This is a genomic window from Streptomyces sp. NPDC004284, assembly GCF_042874035.1.
GTDB lineage: Bacteria > Actinomycetota > Actinomycetes > Streptomycetales > Streptomycetaceae > Streptomyces.
Window position 1 is genome coordinate 14,321 of the sequence record NZ_JBIAMJ010000021.1, and the last position, 15,958, is coordinate 30,278.

16 protein-coding genes are annotated in these 15,958 nt (G+C 69.6%); 12 read left to right on the top strand and 4 right to left on the bottom strand.

The features are described 5' to 3' along the window. Positions 1-54: 54 nt before the first annotated feature. From ACFYUS_RS34700 to ACFYUS_RS34725, 6 genes are all read left to right on the top strand, one after another. Positions 55-807: an SDR family NAD(P)-dependent oxidoreductase gene (locus ACFYUS_RS34700; protein ID WP_388861474.1), complete on the top strand. Its 753-nt coding sequence runs from the start codon at positions 55-57 to the stop codon at positions 805-807. 281 nt (positions 808-1,088) lie between these two features. Next, on the top strand, positions 1,089-1,907 hold the full coding sequence (locus ACFYUS_RS34705) for an oxidoreductase (RefSeq protein ID WP_388861476.1): 819 nt from the start codon (positions 1,089-1,091) through the stop codon (positions 1,905-1,907). A 136-nt stretch (positions 1,908-2,043) separates the two neighbouring features. After that, entirely contained in the window at positions 2,044-2,718 is a 675-nt protein-coding gene (locus ACFYUS_RS34710; protein ID WP_388861478.1) for a TetR/AcrR family transcriptional regulator, read from the top strand. Positions 2,719-3,173: 455 nt separating this feature from the next. Further along, positions 3,174-3,356 (top strand): hypothetical protein, encoded by a 183-nt coding sequence (locus tag ACFYUS_RS34715; protein WP_388861480.1) that lies wholly within the window; start codon positions 3,174-3,176, stop codon positions 3,354-3,356. Positions 3,357-3,409: 53 nt separating this feature from the next. Further along, entirely contained in the window at positions 3,410-4,345 is a 936-nt protein-coding gene (locus ACFYUS_RS34720) for an SAM-dependent methyltransferase (protein WP_388861482.1), read from the top strand. Between the two features lie 204 nt (positions 4,346-4,549). After that, on the top strand, positions 4,550-5,011 hold the full coding sequence (locus ACFYUS_RS34725) for a cupin domain-containing protein (RefSeq protein WP_388861484.1): 462 nt from the start codon (positions 4,550-4,552) through the stop codon (positions 5,009-5,011). A gap of 412 nt (positions 5,012-5,423) precedes the next feature. On the opposite strand, the gene ACFYUS_RS34730 is transcribed toward ACFYUS_RS34725, so the two are convergent. After that, the gene (locus ACFYUS_RS34730) at positions 5,424-6,425 is read right to left on the bottom strand and encodes a hypothetical protein (protein WP_388861486.1); all 1,002 of its coding nucleotides are present in this window, start codon (positions 6,423-6,425) and stop codon (positions 5,424-5,426) included. Positions 6,426-6,561: 136 nt separating this feature from the next. Here ACFYUS_RS34730 and ACFYUS_RS34735 point away from each other — a divergent pair, with 136 nt between their 5' ends. Further along, on the top strand, positions 6,562-7,182 hold the full coding sequence (locus ACFYUS_RS34735) for a TetR/AcrR family transcriptional regulator (protein WP_388861488.1): 621 nt from the start codon (positions 6,562-6,564) through the stop codon (positions 7,180-7,182). A 91-nt stretch (positions 7,183-7,273) separates the two neighbouring features. After that, positions 7,274-7,456, top strand: a complete 183-nt coding sequence (locus tag ACFYUS_RS34740; protein WP_388861490.1) for a hypothetical protein — start codon at positions 7,274-7,276, stop codon at positions 7,454-7,456. A gap of 662 nt (positions 7,457-8,118) precedes the next feature. Here ACFYUS_RS34740 and ACFYUS_RS34745 read toward each other — a convergent pair. Beyond that, positions 8,119-10,929 carry an ATP-binding protein gene (locus ACFYUS_RS34745; protein WP_388861492.1) on the bottom strand — a complete coding sequence of 937 codons (2,811 nt, stop codon included), beginning with the start codon at positions 10,927-10,929 and terminating at the stop codon, positions 8,119-8,121. Positions 10,930-11,483: 554 nt separating this feature from the next. Here ACFYUS_RS34745 and ACFYUS_RS34750 point away from each other — a divergent pair. Next, positions 11,484-11,816: a hypothetical protein gene (locus tag ACFYUS_RS34750; protein WP_388861494.1), complete on the top strand. Its 333-nt coding sequence runs from the start codon at positions 11,484-11,486 to the stop codon at positions 11,814-11,816. A 284-nt stretch (positions 11,817-12,100) separates the two neighbouring features. Here the strand turns inward: ACFYUS_RS34750 and ACFYUS_RS34755 are convergent, their stop codons facing one another. After that, positions 12,101-12,586 (bottom strand): SsgA family sporulation/cell division regulator, encoded by a 486-nt coding sequence (locus tag ACFYUS_RS34755; protein WP_388861495.1) that lies wholly within the window; start codon positions 12,584-12,586, stop codon positions 12,101-12,103. A gap of 634 nt (positions 12,587-13,220) precedes the next feature. On the opposite strand from ACFYUS_RS34755, the gene ACFYUS_RS34760 reads away from it, so the two are divergent. The 3 genes from ACFYUS_RS34760 to ACFYUS_RS34770 all read left to right on the top strand — a co-directional run bounded on the left by ACFYUS_RS34760 (position 13,221) and on the right by ACFYUS_RS34770 (position 15,323). After that, a complete protein-coding gene (locus ACFYUS_RS34760) occupies positions 13,221-13,862 on the top strand; it encodes a nucleotidyltransferase domain-containing protein (protein WP_388861497.1) in 642 nt (213 codons plus the stop codon). Between the two features lie 344 nt (positions 13,863-14,206). Beyond that, complete coding sequence (locus tag ACFYUS_RS34765) at positions 14,207-14,593, top strand: peptidoglycan-binding protein (RefSeq protein WP_388861499.1); 387 nt, start codon at positions 14,207-14,209, stop codon at positions 14,591-14,593. A gap of 205 nt (positions 14,594-14,798) precedes the next feature. Next, complete coding sequence (locus tag ACFYUS_RS34770) at positions 14,799-15,323, top strand: hypothetical protein (protein ID WP_388861501.1); 525 nt, start codon at positions 14,799-14,801, stop codon at positions 15,321-15,323. 188 nt (positions 15,324-15,511) lie between these two features. Here the strand turns inward: ACFYUS_RS34770 and ACFYUS_RS34775 are convergent, their stop codons facing one another. After that, positions 15,512-15,754, bottom strand: coding sequence for a hypothetical protein (locus ACFYUS_RS34775; protein ID WP_388861503.1), 243 nt, complete (start codon positions 15,752-15,754; stop codon positions 15,512-15,514). Positions 15,755-15,958 lie beyond the last annotated feature (204 nt).

Below are 15,958 nucleotides of genomic sequence, written 5' to 3' on the forward strand. Positions count from 1 at the left end.
CGGGCCCCGACACACACCACAGACGTGCAGAACGACACAGCGAAGGAAGTTCTGATGAACTACGACGACCAGTTCGCAGGCAGGACCGCACTCGTGACCGGTGCCGGCAGCGGCATCGGGTCCGCCATCGCCCGGCTGCTCGCCGCCCGCGGCGCCGACGTCACCCTCGTGGGCCGTTCGCCGGAACCGCTGCAGGAGCTCGCCGACGAGATCGGCAAGGCAGGCGGAAACGCGCTCGCGGTCGCCGGTGACGTCAGCGACCCTCGTGCGGTCGAGCACGCCGTCGCCGAGACCGTCCGCCACTTCGGCGCTCTGCACCTGGCCGTGAACAACGCGGGCACGTCCAGCGTCCACCACGATGTTCCCGACCTCCCCGAGGAGGAGTGGAACAAGACCCTCGGGATCAACCTCTCCGGCGTCTTCTACGGACTGAAGTACCAGATCCCGGCGATCCAGGCGGCCGGCGGCGGCGCCATCGTCAACATCTCCAGCGTCTTCGCCGACCGCGGACTGTCCCACCGCGCCGCCTACAGCGCGAGCAAGCACGGCCTTCGCGGCCTGACCCGAGCCGCCGCCGCGGACTGGGCCCGGCACGGCATCCGGATCAACGAGCTGCAGCCCGGCGTCATCCCGGTTCCCCGCCAGCAGGGCAACCCGGAGGAGGTCGCGAAGATCGCCGAGAAGATCCCCGCCCGTCGTCTGGGCACCGGCGAGGAAATCGCGAAGGCGGTCGCGTTCCTGCTTTCCGACGAGGCGTCCTACGTCACCGGCGCCCACCTCGCGGTCGACGGCGGCTTCCTCATCTGAGGACCGGCCCCTCCCCGCGTACCGAGCCCCCTGGACGACGACGGACCGGCTTCCGGCGCTGGAGGCGGCCCCTCCCCGCGTACCGAGCCCCCTGGACGGCGACGGACCGGCTTCCGGCGCTGGAGGCGGCCCCTCCCCGCGTACCGAGCCCCCTGGACGACGACGGACCGGCTTCCGGCGCTGGAGGCGGCCCCTCCCCGCGTACCGAGCCCCCTGGCTCCCCTCGTCCCACCCGTACTCACCGCACAACTCTCCTCAGACACAGAAATCGAGGCGTCACCATGAGCAAGACCTGGCTGATCACCGGAAGCTCCCGCGGTCTGGGCCGTGCCATCACCGAGGCGGTGCTGGAGGCCGGCGACAACGTGGTCGCCACCGCCCGGCGCACCGAGTCGCTGAACGACCTCACGGAGAAGTACGGCGACAAGGTCCGTCTCGTCACTCTGGACGTGACCGACGCCGAGGCCTCCCGCCGGGCCGTGAAGGCCGCCGTCACCGCCTTCGGCCGTCTGGACGTCGTGGTCAACAACGCCGGTTACGCCGACATGGCCCCCATCGAGGACATGACCGACGAGGCCTTCCGCGACCAGATCGACGCCAACCTCTACGGCGTCGTCAACGTCACCCGCGCCGCCCTCCCGGTCCTGCGCGAGCAGGGCTCCGGTCACATCATCCAGATCTCCTCCGTCGGCGGACGCGTGGGCGGACCCGGTCTGGGCGCCTACCAGGCCGCCAAGTGGGCCGTCGGCGGCTTCTCCGAGGTCCTGGCCAAGGAGGTCGCCCACCTCGGCATCAAGGTCACCGTCGCCGAGCCGGGCGCCATGCGCACCGACTGGGCGGGTTCCTCCATGGCCACGCCGCCGGTCAGCGAGGCCTACAAGTCCGTCATCGAGCCCGCCATCGCCCGCCAGCGCGCCTCCGACGGCAACCAGCCGGGCGACCCGGCGAAGGTCGCGCAGGTTCTGATCGACCTCACCGAGACCGAGGAGCCGCCGCTGCACCTGCTCCTCGGCAAGGACGCCGTCAAGGTCGCCCGGTTCGTGTCCGAGACGCTCGCCGCCTCGGACGCCAAGTGGCGGCACGTCAGCGAGTCCGTGTGACCCGCCCCATCGGGACCCGCACCCGGGTCCGTGCCCACGCCGGTACCGCCCTTCGGGCGGTGCCGGCATCCGGGCTTAGGCTTCTCACAGGCGGCGCCGGAAGCGGCCCACCACGAAGCACTCCGGGGATGTGACGATGACAGACGAGCGGCCGACGGAATTCCAGCGTGCGCGCAGCGCGGAACAGCGCGAGATCCGCAAGCAGGCCATTCTCGATGCCGCGACGCAGCTCCTGAGCGAGATGCCCGTCGGCGAGATCAGCCTGCGCGAGCTGAGCCGACGGGTCGGACTGTCCAAGACCAACGTCGTACGGTACTTCGAGACCAGGGAGGCGGTGTTCTTCGAGCTGCTCAACCGGTCCCTCGCACAGTGGATCGAGGAGCTGCCCGCCGAACTCCCGTCTCCGATCCCGCACGGCGCGGCCTCGCCCGCCGCCGTGACGGACGCCCTGGCCAGGTCCTTGGCCGAGCGGTCCCTTCTGTGCGACCTGCTGAGCGCGCTCGGATCCGAACTCGAACGGAACATCTCCGCCGAGTCGGCGCGCGAGTTCAAGCTCGCCCACATCCGGCTCCTGGACCGACTGGCGGACGTGATGCGGGGCAGCATGACCGGCCTGACACCGGCGACCTCCCGCGAGCTGGTCTCCCTGACCATCGTGTGCACAGCAGGTCTGTGGCCGTTCGCCCATCCCTCGGAGGCCGTCGCAGAGGCTCAGCGCGACCCCGAACTCGCCGGTACACGCGTCGACTTCGCCCAACGGCTCGGCCGTACCCTGCACGTCGCCGTAACCGGTCTGCTGGAGCTCGGCTGACGCCCGCTGTCGCGGGTGCCAGAGCACGAGCCGGGCCGCACACCGCCGTGGCGGCGGAGTCCTCGGCCCGGTCTCCGCGATGCGCCCCGAACGCTCCGCCGCGCTCTGCGGCGGAGTGCTCGACTCCGGCGGCGAGCGCGGCCCCGACAGACGGGAGAGGCGCTCCAGCCGGCGCCACGGCCGGCCGCCCCCGCTGATCTGGTCGATGAGGCCATCCGCCTCGCAGCCACCGATACGGACCCGAGGACGACGCCCTCCGGCTGCGCGCCGGCTTCCTCCACCCGGCAACACCTCATCGACGTCCTGAGCGGTCGGACCCAGTGAGGACCGGGTGGCGGCGAGGCCGACACACATTTGCACATGCCGGACGCGCATCCGTGAGTACATGTGTCCAGATCACCTCATTGACAGGTGATGATGGTGGAGGCAGGCTGAAAGGGTCGAAGGGACAATGCATGAATGCCTACGGACACCCCCTCTTCCCCGGCCACCCCGGTAAGGAGGAAGAAGCCCACCGGGAACTGCTCAGCCGGGTGAACCGCAACGCCCGACGAGAGCCGCAGGACGGTGGGGCGCGGGAGTACTCCCTCGGGACCCGGCGCCTTGCGACCGCCGCTCACCTCGGCGCCGCGCTGTGAGCGCTGCTCCCGGGGCGTCGTCCGGGGCCCCCGATCCCGCAAAGCCCGCCTCCGTGCCCCTCGGTGACGATCCGGCGGCCGCACTCGACGCCGCGCCGTGGGCCCTGGCGGCCATGCTCGGGACCATCGCGGACGCGATCACGACCCCCCTCGCCGACGTGCTGGAGGCTGAGCCGGCGCGCACCGCCGTACTGGAGGCCGCAGGCCTGATCCGCCGGGAGGGAGACACCCTCACGCCCCACCCGTCGATGGTGTACGCCGACGGTCCGACGGCCGAGAGCGCCGTCGAGGCACGTCTGAGTTCGCTGCGCCAGGCCGTCTCCGCCGCGGCGGGCGTCCCGGCCGGCACGCCGGGCGGCGGCTGGGCGGACCAGGACGACGCCGTGCTGCTGAGCCAGGGGCGGGCGTCCGCGATGACCGGCCGGGTGCTGGCCACCCGGGTGGTTCCCGCCTTGCCCGGTCTGGCCGATCGGCTGGGCCGGGAAGGCAGCCGCGTCCTGGACGTCGGTACCGGCGTGGCGGCGCTGGCGCTCGTCCTGGCCCGGGAGTTCCCGCGTGCCGAGGTTGTGGGCATCGACGTCCTGGAACGTGTGGTGGGACTGGCCGCCGCGGAGTTGGCGGACGCGGAGGCGGACGTGACGGGCCGGGTGACCTTGCGCCACCTCGACGTCGCGGATCTGACGGAGCGAGCCGTCTACGACCTCGCCTGGCTGCCCGCACCGTTCCTGTCGGAGGAGGCGCTGACCGCCGCCGTGCCCCGGCTGATCAGGGCCCTCAGCCCTGGGGGCTGGCTCGTCGTGGGGACGAACCCCGCGGTGTCCGACCCCCTGCGGCGGGCCGTCGCAGGATGGAACGCGGTGCGCAACGGAGGCAACTCCTACGACACGGAACGCATGGCGGAGACGCTCACGGCCACGGGCCCGGCGGAGGTGCGGAGGTTCCCCACGGTGCCGGGCGGCCCCGTGCTGGTCGCGGCCCGGTGGAGCTGACCTTCGCGTCCCCTGCCAGACCGCGCACCCGCGCCACGCTGCGGTTCCCGCCGCCGTATCCTTCCCGCCTCGCCCCGGTGTCGGGCCGCCCCGATCGCTTCTGCGTTGCACATGTGTGTCACTGGCCGACTGTGGTTCTTGCTTGTGGGTATGCACACGTGGTTGTTTGGTAGGGAAAGGGAAGTTTGCCCAAGGAAGGGAATCATGATGCTCGACAGGCGTGTTCTCCTGCGGACGAGCGGAGTTGCGGCCGCCGGCGTACTCGGCGCCGCCCTGCCGTCCTCCGCCGCGGCCGCCGAGCCGTCCCACGCCGGCGGTACCCCTGTTCCCGAGGGCCAGGACCCGACCGGGGGCGTCACTCGCACCCTCCTCCAGGAGCACCCCTCGCCTGCCGAGGGCTGGGAGGCCGTACAGACGCTGGTGCAGATCCCCCGGCACAGGGAGTCGGGCCGGCACAGCCATCCCGGCGTCGAGGTCGGATACATCGTCCAAGGCGACGTCCTCATGGAGTTCGACGACAGGCCGCCCCTGCGGCTGTGCACGGGCGACCCGTTCTTCATCCCGAACGGCGTGATCCACAATGCGCGCAACGTCGGCAAGGTGACGACGATGATGCTCTCCACGTACGTCGTCGACGAGACCAAGCCCCTCGTGACCACCTACTGACACGGTCGGCGCCGCACGGTGGCCGGGCTGTTCTCCACGAACGGCACCTGCACCGTAGATGTGGAGCAGTTGGTCACCGGGGCCGGGGCCCCGCCGGGCTGCGGACCGGATCGCCGCAAGGCCCTCCCGTATGAGGTTGCGCGCCGGGTCGCAGGCTTCCAGGATCTCGTTCCAGGTGTTTCTTGGAGCGGGTGTGTCCGTTGCGCGCCGGTACACATGTACGGCACGCGGCGAGCGGATACGCCTTTCGTGCTGTCGACCGACCTCTGGATTCTCGGAGTCTGTCGTCACGTGGCAACGACCTCCGTCTCACACTCTGGCTGGAGAGCGGGAGGGACGGAGGCAGTCGCCACGGAACCTTCCTGAGCGGCGTCTGCGCGACCCCGGCAGGATGTTCAGGCCGGGCAGCACATCACCGACCACCGTGATCGTGCGGGGCGTGACCGGAGTTGCCCATGGGGCCGACTCCGGGAAGCACCATCAGGTTGGGGTGGGTGGCCGTCTGGTACGCGGCGCTGGGAATGTAGGCGGTGCCTCGGCGCACGGCGATCGAGGTGGGGTTCTGCAGGCCGTCGGCGCCGGTGAGCACGGTGGAGGAGCTGCCGTCTTGCTCGACGCGTACGACCTTGTTGGGACCGTCGATCGCGGCGAGGATCTGGTCGCCCCGACCGGTGAAGGCGAAGTCGTCGATGCCCTGGAGCCCCGTCGCCCGGACCTGGGCGTGTCCGGGTCGGCCGTCCGGACCGAACGGGATGCGCACGAGGGTGCCCTGGTCGAGGTTGCTGGCCCACAGCGCGCCTTGGTGGAGCTTGAGGCCGTTGACGCCGATGAAGCCGGTCGAGGCGAGCTCGGGAGCGGCGGACCAGGTGGTGGCGGGTCCTCCTGAGGTGCGCACCGTGTAGATCTCGCCCAGGGCGGAGTCGGCCATGTAGAGCCGGCCGTGGTGTTCGTCCAGTGCCAGCCCGTTGGGGAGGCTGTCGGCGGGGAGCGCGGTGATGCGGTGCGGGGTGCCGCCCGGACGCATCCGCCACAGGCCCGTCAGGTCCGAGGTCCCGGTCGCGTAGAGGAAGTACAGCGTGCCGTCGTGGGCACGGACGATGCCCGAGGTCAGGGGGAACCCGAGCACCGGGGTGTGCACACCTCCGTCGGCGGGCGCCGGCAGGGTGGCCAGGATCCGGGTTGCGCCCTCCGGGTCGATGATGGCCACCTGGCGGGCCGCCGCGAAGGTCACCACCGCCGTGCCGTCGGGTGTCAGCGCGATGTTCTCGGGCGTCTGCCCTCGTGAGAGGTCGAGGTGTGCGACGACACGCGGTTCCGGGTCGGGGCGCGTCGCCGCCGAGGCGGAGACGGCCGTGACGGCGGTCGTCGCCGTGACGGTGAGGGCGCAGGCGAGTACGGCCAGTCTGTGCTTCATGTTCTCCCGCTTCCTTCGCGAAGGTTCTGGGGTGCCCGCGACGACGGCACGTGCGGGATACGGCCCAAATTGGATGGAGTGAGCGTGCATTGAATATACACACCATCCATTGAAATGGGTGGGTAGCATCCCGCACATGAGCCAGCGCGTGTACACCTCTCAACTCCGCGCCCAGAGGGCGGAGGAGACCCGCAGGGCGATCGTCGAGACGGCGCGTGACCTCTTCGCCTCGCGGGGATACGGCCGCGTGAGCGTCGCGACGGTCGCAGCAGAGGCGGGGGTCGCGTTGAACACGGTGTACTCCAGCGTCGGCGGCAAGCCCGCACTGATCCTGGCGATGGCACAGGACAGCACCGACGACGAGCTGACCGGCCGCACCATGCGTCAGATCGTGGCCGCCGGCGACGGCCGGGAGATCCTGCGGCTGACGGCCGCGGGCACGGGCGCGGTGATCGAACGGCACTTCAAGACGCTCATGGTGCTCATGGACGCGCGCAACTCGGACGCGGACGTGGCCAAGGCCGCCGACTACGCCTTGGGTTTCTACCGGAACCACGTGAACCTGATCGCCGACCGGCTCTTCGACCTCGGCGAGGTACGTCCCGATCTCACCCGGGAGCAGGTCCGGGACATCGTGTGGTTCTACTTCGGCGCCTCGGCCTGGACGACCGCCGTCAGGGAGCTTGGCTGGGCCTACGACCAGGCGGGGGAGTGGCTGGAAGCGCAGGCGGCGGCAGCGGTACTGATCCCGCGATGATCAGGCAGGCCCTGTCCCGCCCTACGACCCCGAGCGAGGGCTGCACACGGTCCGAGGGGAGCGCCTCACCTACGGCTTTGCCGTTCCCACGATGAGCTACAGCCTGTCGGACAGCGGACAGCGGACAGCGGACAGCGGACCGACCGAGCGGTTCGACCTGTCCGGCTTGGAGAGCGTGCTCTACGGGGCCTCGCCGGAGTCTGCATACTCCGGTACGCCGGACAAGGCCGCCGCCCCGCCCGCCCCGTCAGACTCGGGCAGCTCGCCCCGCTGAGCAGCTCTTCCGGTACTTCCGTGCCCGGGGGACTGGCCAGAATCGCGAGCGCGTACGACGGCGACAGTGATTTCGCCCCACGTGGGACGGGAACGCCACCGTGCACTCGCCGGCACGTATGGCATCCGGATCGTCAGAGAGCAGGCCCCGCCGCCGAAAACGTCGTCCTCGCCACCTCGCTGCCGGGTGTGGCCGCGGACCTTCCCGCTTCCAAGGTCAGGAGTTCCGTCTTCGCGATGAGTAAGCGGTTCGTGCGGACCCACAGCACCGATCCCTCGCAGTTCGACGGCGATGGCTATGTCGCCGTCCAGCTGATAGCCGCGGCCGTCGAGAAGGCGTGGAGCGCGAACCCGGAAAGAATCCCAAAGGCCCTGGCCGAGCTGAAGCCGGTCACACCAGAGGGCGAGTGCGTCCACACGGGGACCGAGAGCATGCGGGTCTCTCGCCGGAGGACGTCGCCATCGCCGTTGTCCGTGACGGCACCATGAGACTGACCGATTGGTCCAAGAAAAGCCTTGACTGACGGCTCGACTGGCCGGGCAGGTCAGGGCTGGTTTCGGGGCTGCCTGCTCAGCGTGCCCCGACCACCTCCGGCAACCGCTCGGACCGCCGCACCCGCAGACCGGTGAAGACGCGCTCCCGGTCGGAAACCGGGGCGAGCGTCAGCCGGCGTCCCCCATGTCGAGAGCAGCCAGGGCGTCACGCAACGCGGCACGAGAGTTGATGCCGAGCTTCGGATAGATCTGATACAGGTGCGTGCCGATGGTCCGGTGCGAAAGGAACAACCGCTCGGCGATCTGCTTGTTGGTCAGTCCCGTCGCCGCCAAGGTGGCGATCTGCCGCTCCTGCGCCGTCAGCGGATCCTTGATCGGCCTTGCGGCGGCCACCGAGACCTGGCCGCTCGCGCGCAGCTCAGCCGCGACGCGGGTCTTCCACGGCGCTGCCCCGAGCTGGTCGAAAACCTGAGCGGCCTCAGCCAACTGGACCCGTGCCTGGCTCGTCAGCCGATGACGACGAAGCCGCTCACCGTAGAACAGGCGTACCCGCGCCGTGTCGAAGGGCCACTGCCCGTCATCCACCTGGGAAAGCGCCTCTTCAAAGAGGGGGAAGCAGGATTCGTCCGTCGTGATCAGGGCTTCGCAGGCGAGCACGAGCATGCTGAGGCGGGGCGAGAGTTCCGCCATCGTCGACGCGCGCAGGGCCGCCGTGTGCGCGGCGGCTTCCGCGACCCTGCCGGTTCTGACAGCCGCCTCCACCACATCCATGGCGCCGGCCATGGCCTGAGGCTGATAGGGGGGAAGGCTCCCGACGGGGGTCAACGTGGTGGAGTGCAGGTAGGCGCTTTCGAAGTCCCCCGAGCCGAGAGCGGTGAGGCCCTTGATGTGGCAGGCAAGGGCCCGTACTCCGTCGGCGCCGCGGGGCGTGGCCCAGCCGACGATCTCCTCGGTCAGTACGGCGCTCGCCTCCGTGTCTCCACGAGCCGCGGCCACGAGGGCCAGAGGGTATTGGAACTTGCGGGTGAGGAAGCGGTAGCCGTTCTCTTCGCACAGGCGGACACCCTCGTCGGCCAGGGCCAGTACCTGGTCCCATTTCCCCGCGTCGTAGTCGGCCAAGCACACGTGCAGCAGGGCGGCGAGGTACCGGCGCAGGGGCACCGTGCCCGCACGGCCCGACTCGACCAGGCGCATGGAGGGCTCCCGCAGGGCCGCGAGCCGATCCGGGTACACGGCGCAGTGGCCGAGGCGCACGATGCGGGCCGGGTCCTCGCCGATGTCGGTGAGCAGCTCGTCCAGCCGGCCCAACGCCCGCGTCCCGGTCCGCGCGGGATCGGCGAAGGTCTGGGCGCATACCCACAGCAGGTCCGGGGGCGCGGGGGTCAGCCGGTCGATCGCCCGGAACAACGGTGGCCACGTCTCCGGGTCCCCGCTGTACCAGCACAAGAGGTTGAGCGTGAACAGGGCTTCGAGCAGGGTTTCGTCGGAGGCGTCCCAGCCGTGCTCTCCCTCCTCGATGGCATCGACGAGGACGCGGTGCGCGGTACCGACGTCGCCGTCCTGGTTGATCAGGAGGAGGGCGGACGCCGCCGCGGCGTGCAGCGAGGACTCCGCTGCGGGATCGGCCTGCTGGGCTCCGGCCAGCAGACGTGAGGCATCCGCCAGCTCGCCGGTCGCCTCGGCCCCGAGGTATGCGCCTTCCGCCAGGCGACGGCTCTTGTCGGCAGGCGCAGGGCTGAGCTCCGCGGCGCGGGTGAGAGCGGCCACCGCACCGAGTGCGTCGCCCCGGCGCGATCGCAGGCGGGCAGCCCGCTCCAGCAGGTCGGCGACCATCTCAGTGGGCTGCGTCGTGGCTTCGCCGAGGTGCCAGGCGCGGCGCTCCAGCTGGTCCGTCAGCGCGTCGGCGAGTGCCTGGTGCGCCCTTCGACGTTCCGCGGCCGTGGCCCCCGTCACCACGGCGGAACCGATCAGCGGATGCCGGAAGGACACACGGCGGGTCGTCGTCGATAGGGTCAACAGCCGGTCGCGTTCCGCAGGTTCCAGGGCATCGACGACGGGACCGCTTCCGGTGGCCGCCTCGATCACGCCGAGATCGCCGGTGCCTTCCAGCGCCACGACCAGCAGTACCTCCCGGCTGGCCCTGGGCAGGTCGGCCACGCGTGAGGCGAACAGCTTCTGGAGGCGCTCGGTGAGCGGAAGTACGGAAGGCAGCGACGCGCCTGCCTCCTGCCGGCTCTTCAGGGCGGTGGGAAGCTCCACCAGGGCGAGCGGATTGCCGTGTGCCTCCGCGACGACACGTCGCCGGAGCATGAGCGGCAGATCAGGGTGAGCGCTGCGGATCAGTTCGCCGGACGCCACGTCGTCCAGGGGCTGCAACCGGTGCTCGCTCAGGTCGCTCAACTCGAAGGCGTCGTCGGAGGTGACACGGGTGGCCGCGAGGAAGCTGATGTCGCTGCCGGCCAGCCGGCGGGCTACGAAGGCCAGCACCGAGGTGGTGGCCCGGTCCAGCCAGGGCAGGTCGTCCACCGTGATCAACAGTGGCTTCTCACCGGCTGCCCGGCGAAGCAGGAAGAGGAGCGCCGTGGACACCAGCAGCCGGTTCGGGGGCGGGCCGCCGCCGATACCCACGGCGACCCTCAGCGCGTCGCGGTGGTGGGGCTCCAGGGAGTCGAAGGAGTCGGAGGAGTCGGAGGAGTCGAAGGAGTCGAAGAACGGAACGAGGAGCTGATTGAGGCCGGCGTAGCTGATGTCCGCTTCGTACTGCACACCGCTCGCGTGCAGGACGTGGGCGCCCCCGTGACGGAATTCGGCTGCCACCGCTTCGAGGACCGCCGTCTTGCCCAGACCGGCCTCACCTGACAGCAGCAGAGCCGCACCGCGGCCGGAACCATGGAAATGAGACCTGATATGCGCCAGGTCCCTTTCACGTCCGATGAGGTGTGACCCCGCACGATGACCGGAACGGCGCACGTCGTTCATCAGGCAGCTGTCCCCCGGACTGCGAGGGCAGATCCGCAACGCGACTCTGCCCGCTGACCCTCTCCCTCATTCGGGAAGCTCGGTTTCACAAGGTGCTCTACGGTACTCCGCCTTGATCGACTCGTGGAAGTCGCCCGGGCGGTGATGCCGAGCGCTGCCGACACGGGACACAGGCGTGAGCGGACAGGCAGTCGACGGCGCCCTCTACGGCCGGGGGCGGAGGCAGCCTGCCGTACGAGGGCCGGGCCGCCGCCCTCGCGGTCCCTGCGATCGATCCCGGGTGTCACCGCATCGCGCACCGGCACTTCCCGCTCGAAGGCGGACGGGCACAGCCCGCTCAGGACCGCCTCACCACCGGACGATGAGCCGCACGCCCTCCCCGGCGCCCCGACCAGCCTGTCCCGGGAGACACCTAGAGAAACGTATGCTTGGTGAAGCCGACACCGCCCATCCTCGAAGTGGGCACACCTATCCTGACCGACCAAAAGGAACCCGGACACATGTCTCTCGACGCAGTCGACCCCCGGACGGGCACTGAACGGTACACATCGGCCGTGCGGAAGCTCGACTCCCTGACGGCCACCCTCACCGAGGACCTCGACCGGAAGGCATGGGTTCCGGGGCCGCTGGAACGGACCCTGGCGTCCCGGCTCCTGCTGGCCTGCGCCGGGGACGGACAGCTCACCCCGGCCCGGCTGCGCGAGACCCTGTGGGAGGGCAGCGTCGCACTGACGTACACGGCCGGCGGCCGGCTCGCGCGGCTGCTCGCCGGATCGTGCGAGGTCGCCGAGGCGACGGCGCCCGGCGCCGAGCCCGCGTTGTCCGCCGCCCTTCGACTCCTGGAGCGGACGGCACGGGCCGGGAGCCCCGACAGCGACGGGCTCTGACGGCGCCGAGCCCAGCCGTGACCGCCGGATGCCCCACGCCGGACGCGAGCCGCACGGCGCGGCCGGGTGCGACGGGCAGCTCGGCGAGCCCGTTGAAGACGCTTCCCGGGGGAGTTCCCCAGGGGAACGGAGCCGACGCCGCGGGGGTTCACACGGCTGGGAGAAACGGGAAGCGAGGAGAACGCGCACGCCGGTTCCTCGGCCGGCGAGATCGCCGCTCGCCGGATACGGACAACGCACCTTCGTCACGGCAGCGTGTGCCCTGGCGGCCATGACACACGTGTCTAAAGTCCCTGCTTCGGAGCCTTCACGTCCCCCTGCGTGCGGCGAGCGGGGAGCAGGCCCGCACTGGCGACGTCCCAGTCCACTCCAGCCAGTTCATGGCCCGCGGGAACCAACGCGTACGTGCCCTCCAGCCATTCCGCCAGCGGGGGCACGGGCAGCTCGAACAGAGCTGCCGTGTCACGCGAGCAAAGCTGGAGCCACGAGGTCGCCCGCTCCTTCGACGGCCACATCCGGACGTCAGCCAGACCACTCATCGAGTACAGCCCCTGCTGGAGCAGGTCCCGTCCGATGCGCCAGCGTACGCACGGGCCGCCTTCCACGAGAAGGCTCACGGACACGACCCAAGGGGCTTCCGGGCTGAACCGGAACTCCGCCCCGACCGTCTGCCGGGCGGAGGTGCCCAGTACGCGCTCGATGTCCAGGCTCAGGACGGGGGTGCCCTCAAGCGCTTCGCGGCGCTGGACATCGGGGTGGTTGCGGTTCATGCCAGGTTGGTCCTTCCCGTCGGCGTGGGGTGGCAAGGTCCACTCTCGTCTCGGCTCGGGTGACGTACATAAGTAACTTGACCGGCGGGCTCCACCCGTCATGACGGTGATCGGCGAGACCATCGGCATTATGCGGACATCTGCTCGTACAGTGATGTGATGCCGCGGGCGTCCGCCTGCGACGTGCACCGTTCACGCTGCCGCCGATGCCGTCCGAGCAACCGTCTGGACGATCCTGGAGCAGTCGCCCGTGCACGGGTGGTCGTCATGCCCGAAGCAACCAGCCGTGAACCGTACCCCCGCCGTCTCCGTCCCTGACGCGTGACCGCATGCGCTTTCTCGGGAGGTACGGGCGGAACGCTTCGCCAGCGGGCGCTTCCTCGCCCCCGCGCCCGGGCGGCCCGGAGAGACGGCCACCGCTCAGGAGATGCGCCGCTCACCCGGAGCGCCCGCCGGTCTCCACCTGGACCGGCCTCGTACTGGTGGGCTCTCGTATTCCACTGTCGCCGATTCGCCGTGGAGGCAGACCTGCTGGTGACTTTGCGTGATCGTCAGGGGCGTACGACTCCAGGCACCGTCGGCCTCCCCCGTCGAACGCGGCCGGGGGCCTTCGAGTCGCTGATAGATTCCTGCGGTGAGCGAGCAACTGCCCAGCGGCGGCATCGAACTGTCACCCGACGAGATCGAAGCTCTCGATGCCAGGTGGTCGTCCTGCTGGACCCCGAGTGAGGTCGCGCAGCGGCTGGCCGGGGTCGGCACACCCTGGTACGTGGCCGCGGGCTGGGCGCTGGACCTCTTCCGCGGCAGGCAGACACGCGCTCATGGGGACATCGAGATCGCGATTCCGGCCGCGAGCTTTCCCGAGATCCGCCGCCGCTTCCCCGGGTACGCCTTCGACGCGGCAGGCAGCGGCCGGATCTGGCAGGACGCCACCCCGGAGGTGCTGGCCGCCGTACACCAGACGTGGCTCCGCGATCCGGTCGCCGGAAACTACCTGGTCGACGTGTTCCGCGAACCACACGACGGCGACACCTGGATCTGCCGACGCGATGAGCGGATCCGGTTTCCCTACAGCGGCATCATCCGCCACACCCACGACGGCATCCCGTATCTGGCACCCGAACTGGTCCTGCTGTTCAAGGCCAAGCACGTCCGCCGAAAGGATCAGTCAGACTTCGACGCGACCGTCCCGCACATGACCCTGGCTCAGAGGCGAACCCTGGCTGAACTGCTCGGCCGCGTACACCCGGGCCATCCCTGGATCACGGACCTGTAGCCGACCAACCACCGGTGAGCTCTTGCAACATCGGTACAGCCGTTGGCGCTGAGAAAGACCATGGGACGTGCCTGCCTTTCCGTACGCCCCTGCCGCGTATGGCGGCGACCGAACTCGACCAATGCGCCTGCTTCTTCCCCGACCATCCGGCCAGCCGGCACGCGGGCCACCCGGGGCCGACCCGCCGGCCCGCTACGGGCCTCCCCTACCGGGCACGCGGCGCGCAAGGGGCTCTCGCCGGGCATCCCTCCACTACATCCCGCCACATCTCTCCACCCGCCTGACAGCCTCACTCGCCCCCTCCACAGTTGGTGGCGTCCACCTCCGATCGAACGGAGCCCCTGATGAAGTGGCGAAAGACGACCGTGACACTCGGCCTGGTCGGCGTGCTTTCGATACCTGCGGCAGGCATCTCCGCAGCGACGCCGGCCGAACCTACGGCCGCCCAGACGACAGCAGCGGCGACATGCTGGCGCGCATCCTTCTTCGGGTACTACTGCGGCTACGACACCAGCAACGCCTACACGAGCCGAGGAGACTCGGGTGCGAAGGTCAAGGAACTCCAGGCACTGCTGATCTTCTGGGGCTTCTCCGTGGGCTCCAGCGGTATAGACGGTCAGTTCGGGTCCGCCACGGAATCCGCTGTGAAGCGGTTCCAGAGTTCCGAGGGGATCACCGCCGACGGCATCGTCGGACCGACCACCTGGGCGCACCTCCGCGTCTACCCTTAGCTCGGCCTTGGGGCACAGCGCCACAGCGGTTGACGCTGAGTCGGTGGCTCTGCACACGAGAACGGGGTTCTGGCACAGACCTTGGGGATCGGTCGCGGAGTGTCACTGGGGCAACAGCATGATTCGGGTTGGCCCACAGGGTGGTCTGCCAGGACAGCTTAATTTTCTAGGCGCTCCCGCGAGTCGTGCTGGCATTGTATGGACCATGGCAGCGATCGACGACGCATCCGAACCTGACAGCACTGTCCACAGCACCTGTCCACCCCTGGTGGAGGCAGCGTGGCTGTACCAGGCGGATCAGGTATGTCCGGAAGACCTGCCGATGACCGCTGCCCAGGCACTCGCAAGGGGAATGGACACGCCGGCCCTGTGCGAGCTCGCTGGTCTGCCGCGTCATGCGGACCCCCGGGACATCCGTGACACATTCGAGCAGGCCCTCGAGGAATTGGGGATCGTTCTGCCCGATCACCACCTGTCCCGGCGATACGCGCTGCGCAGGCTCGCCTCGCGATTCACCGCCAGGGAGGTGGATCTCGCCGAGTTGGCATCCGACGAGTGGTCGGAGGTGGAGGTCGAGACCGCTGAGGAGCAAGCATTCGTGGCGCTACTCCCGCCATGCGCGTGCTGCATCGAGTACACGCTGGGGCTCGACGAGGCGGCATGGGAATCGCAACTGCAGGTTGCTGCCCGCGCCTTGGTCTCGCATCCCACTGTCGGGCCGCGCTTCTGACGAGTGGGTCTTTTCAGGCGTTTCTGGCGCAACATCTTGGGTCGCGATTACGGAGGGTAACTGAAGCAGGATCATCTTGCGGAGGAGTTCGAATCCGGCTCGGCCGTAGAGTTGCCGCTTGATCTTCTTGATGCGGTTGACGGCTCCCTCGATGCTGCCGGAGCTCCAGCCGAGAGTGAGCCCGGCGGTTACGGCGTCGAGGTCTCGGAGCAGGTGAGTGCGAAGCCGGTGAGCCCGGGCAGTTGGCTGGCATCGATCTCGTCGATCCAGATGGGAAGTGTGGAGCCGAGGCGTTCGGTGAGGATCTCACCAAAAGCGCGGACGTGTCCGGCGGCCGTGTCCAGTTCGGGACAACGGGCCAGGACCTCCTTCAGGCAGGCCTGGTCTTCCTCGGTCAGGGTCGCGGGGTGACGGGTGAGCAAGCCGGTCACCTGCCGCACCGTCGGCGGGCTCTGGCACAACTTTTGTGGAGCCACACCATCCGGGTTTGTGTCTGCCTCAGGTCAAGCCGCTGAACTGCAGTTTCCCGGCGTGCTCCGGCCTTGGACACCGAGCTTCGAATCGACACCACAGAAGTTGGGCCAGAGCCCGTTCTCGTGGACAAGGCCAAGTCGGTGAAGGCCGTCCTTGTCCTT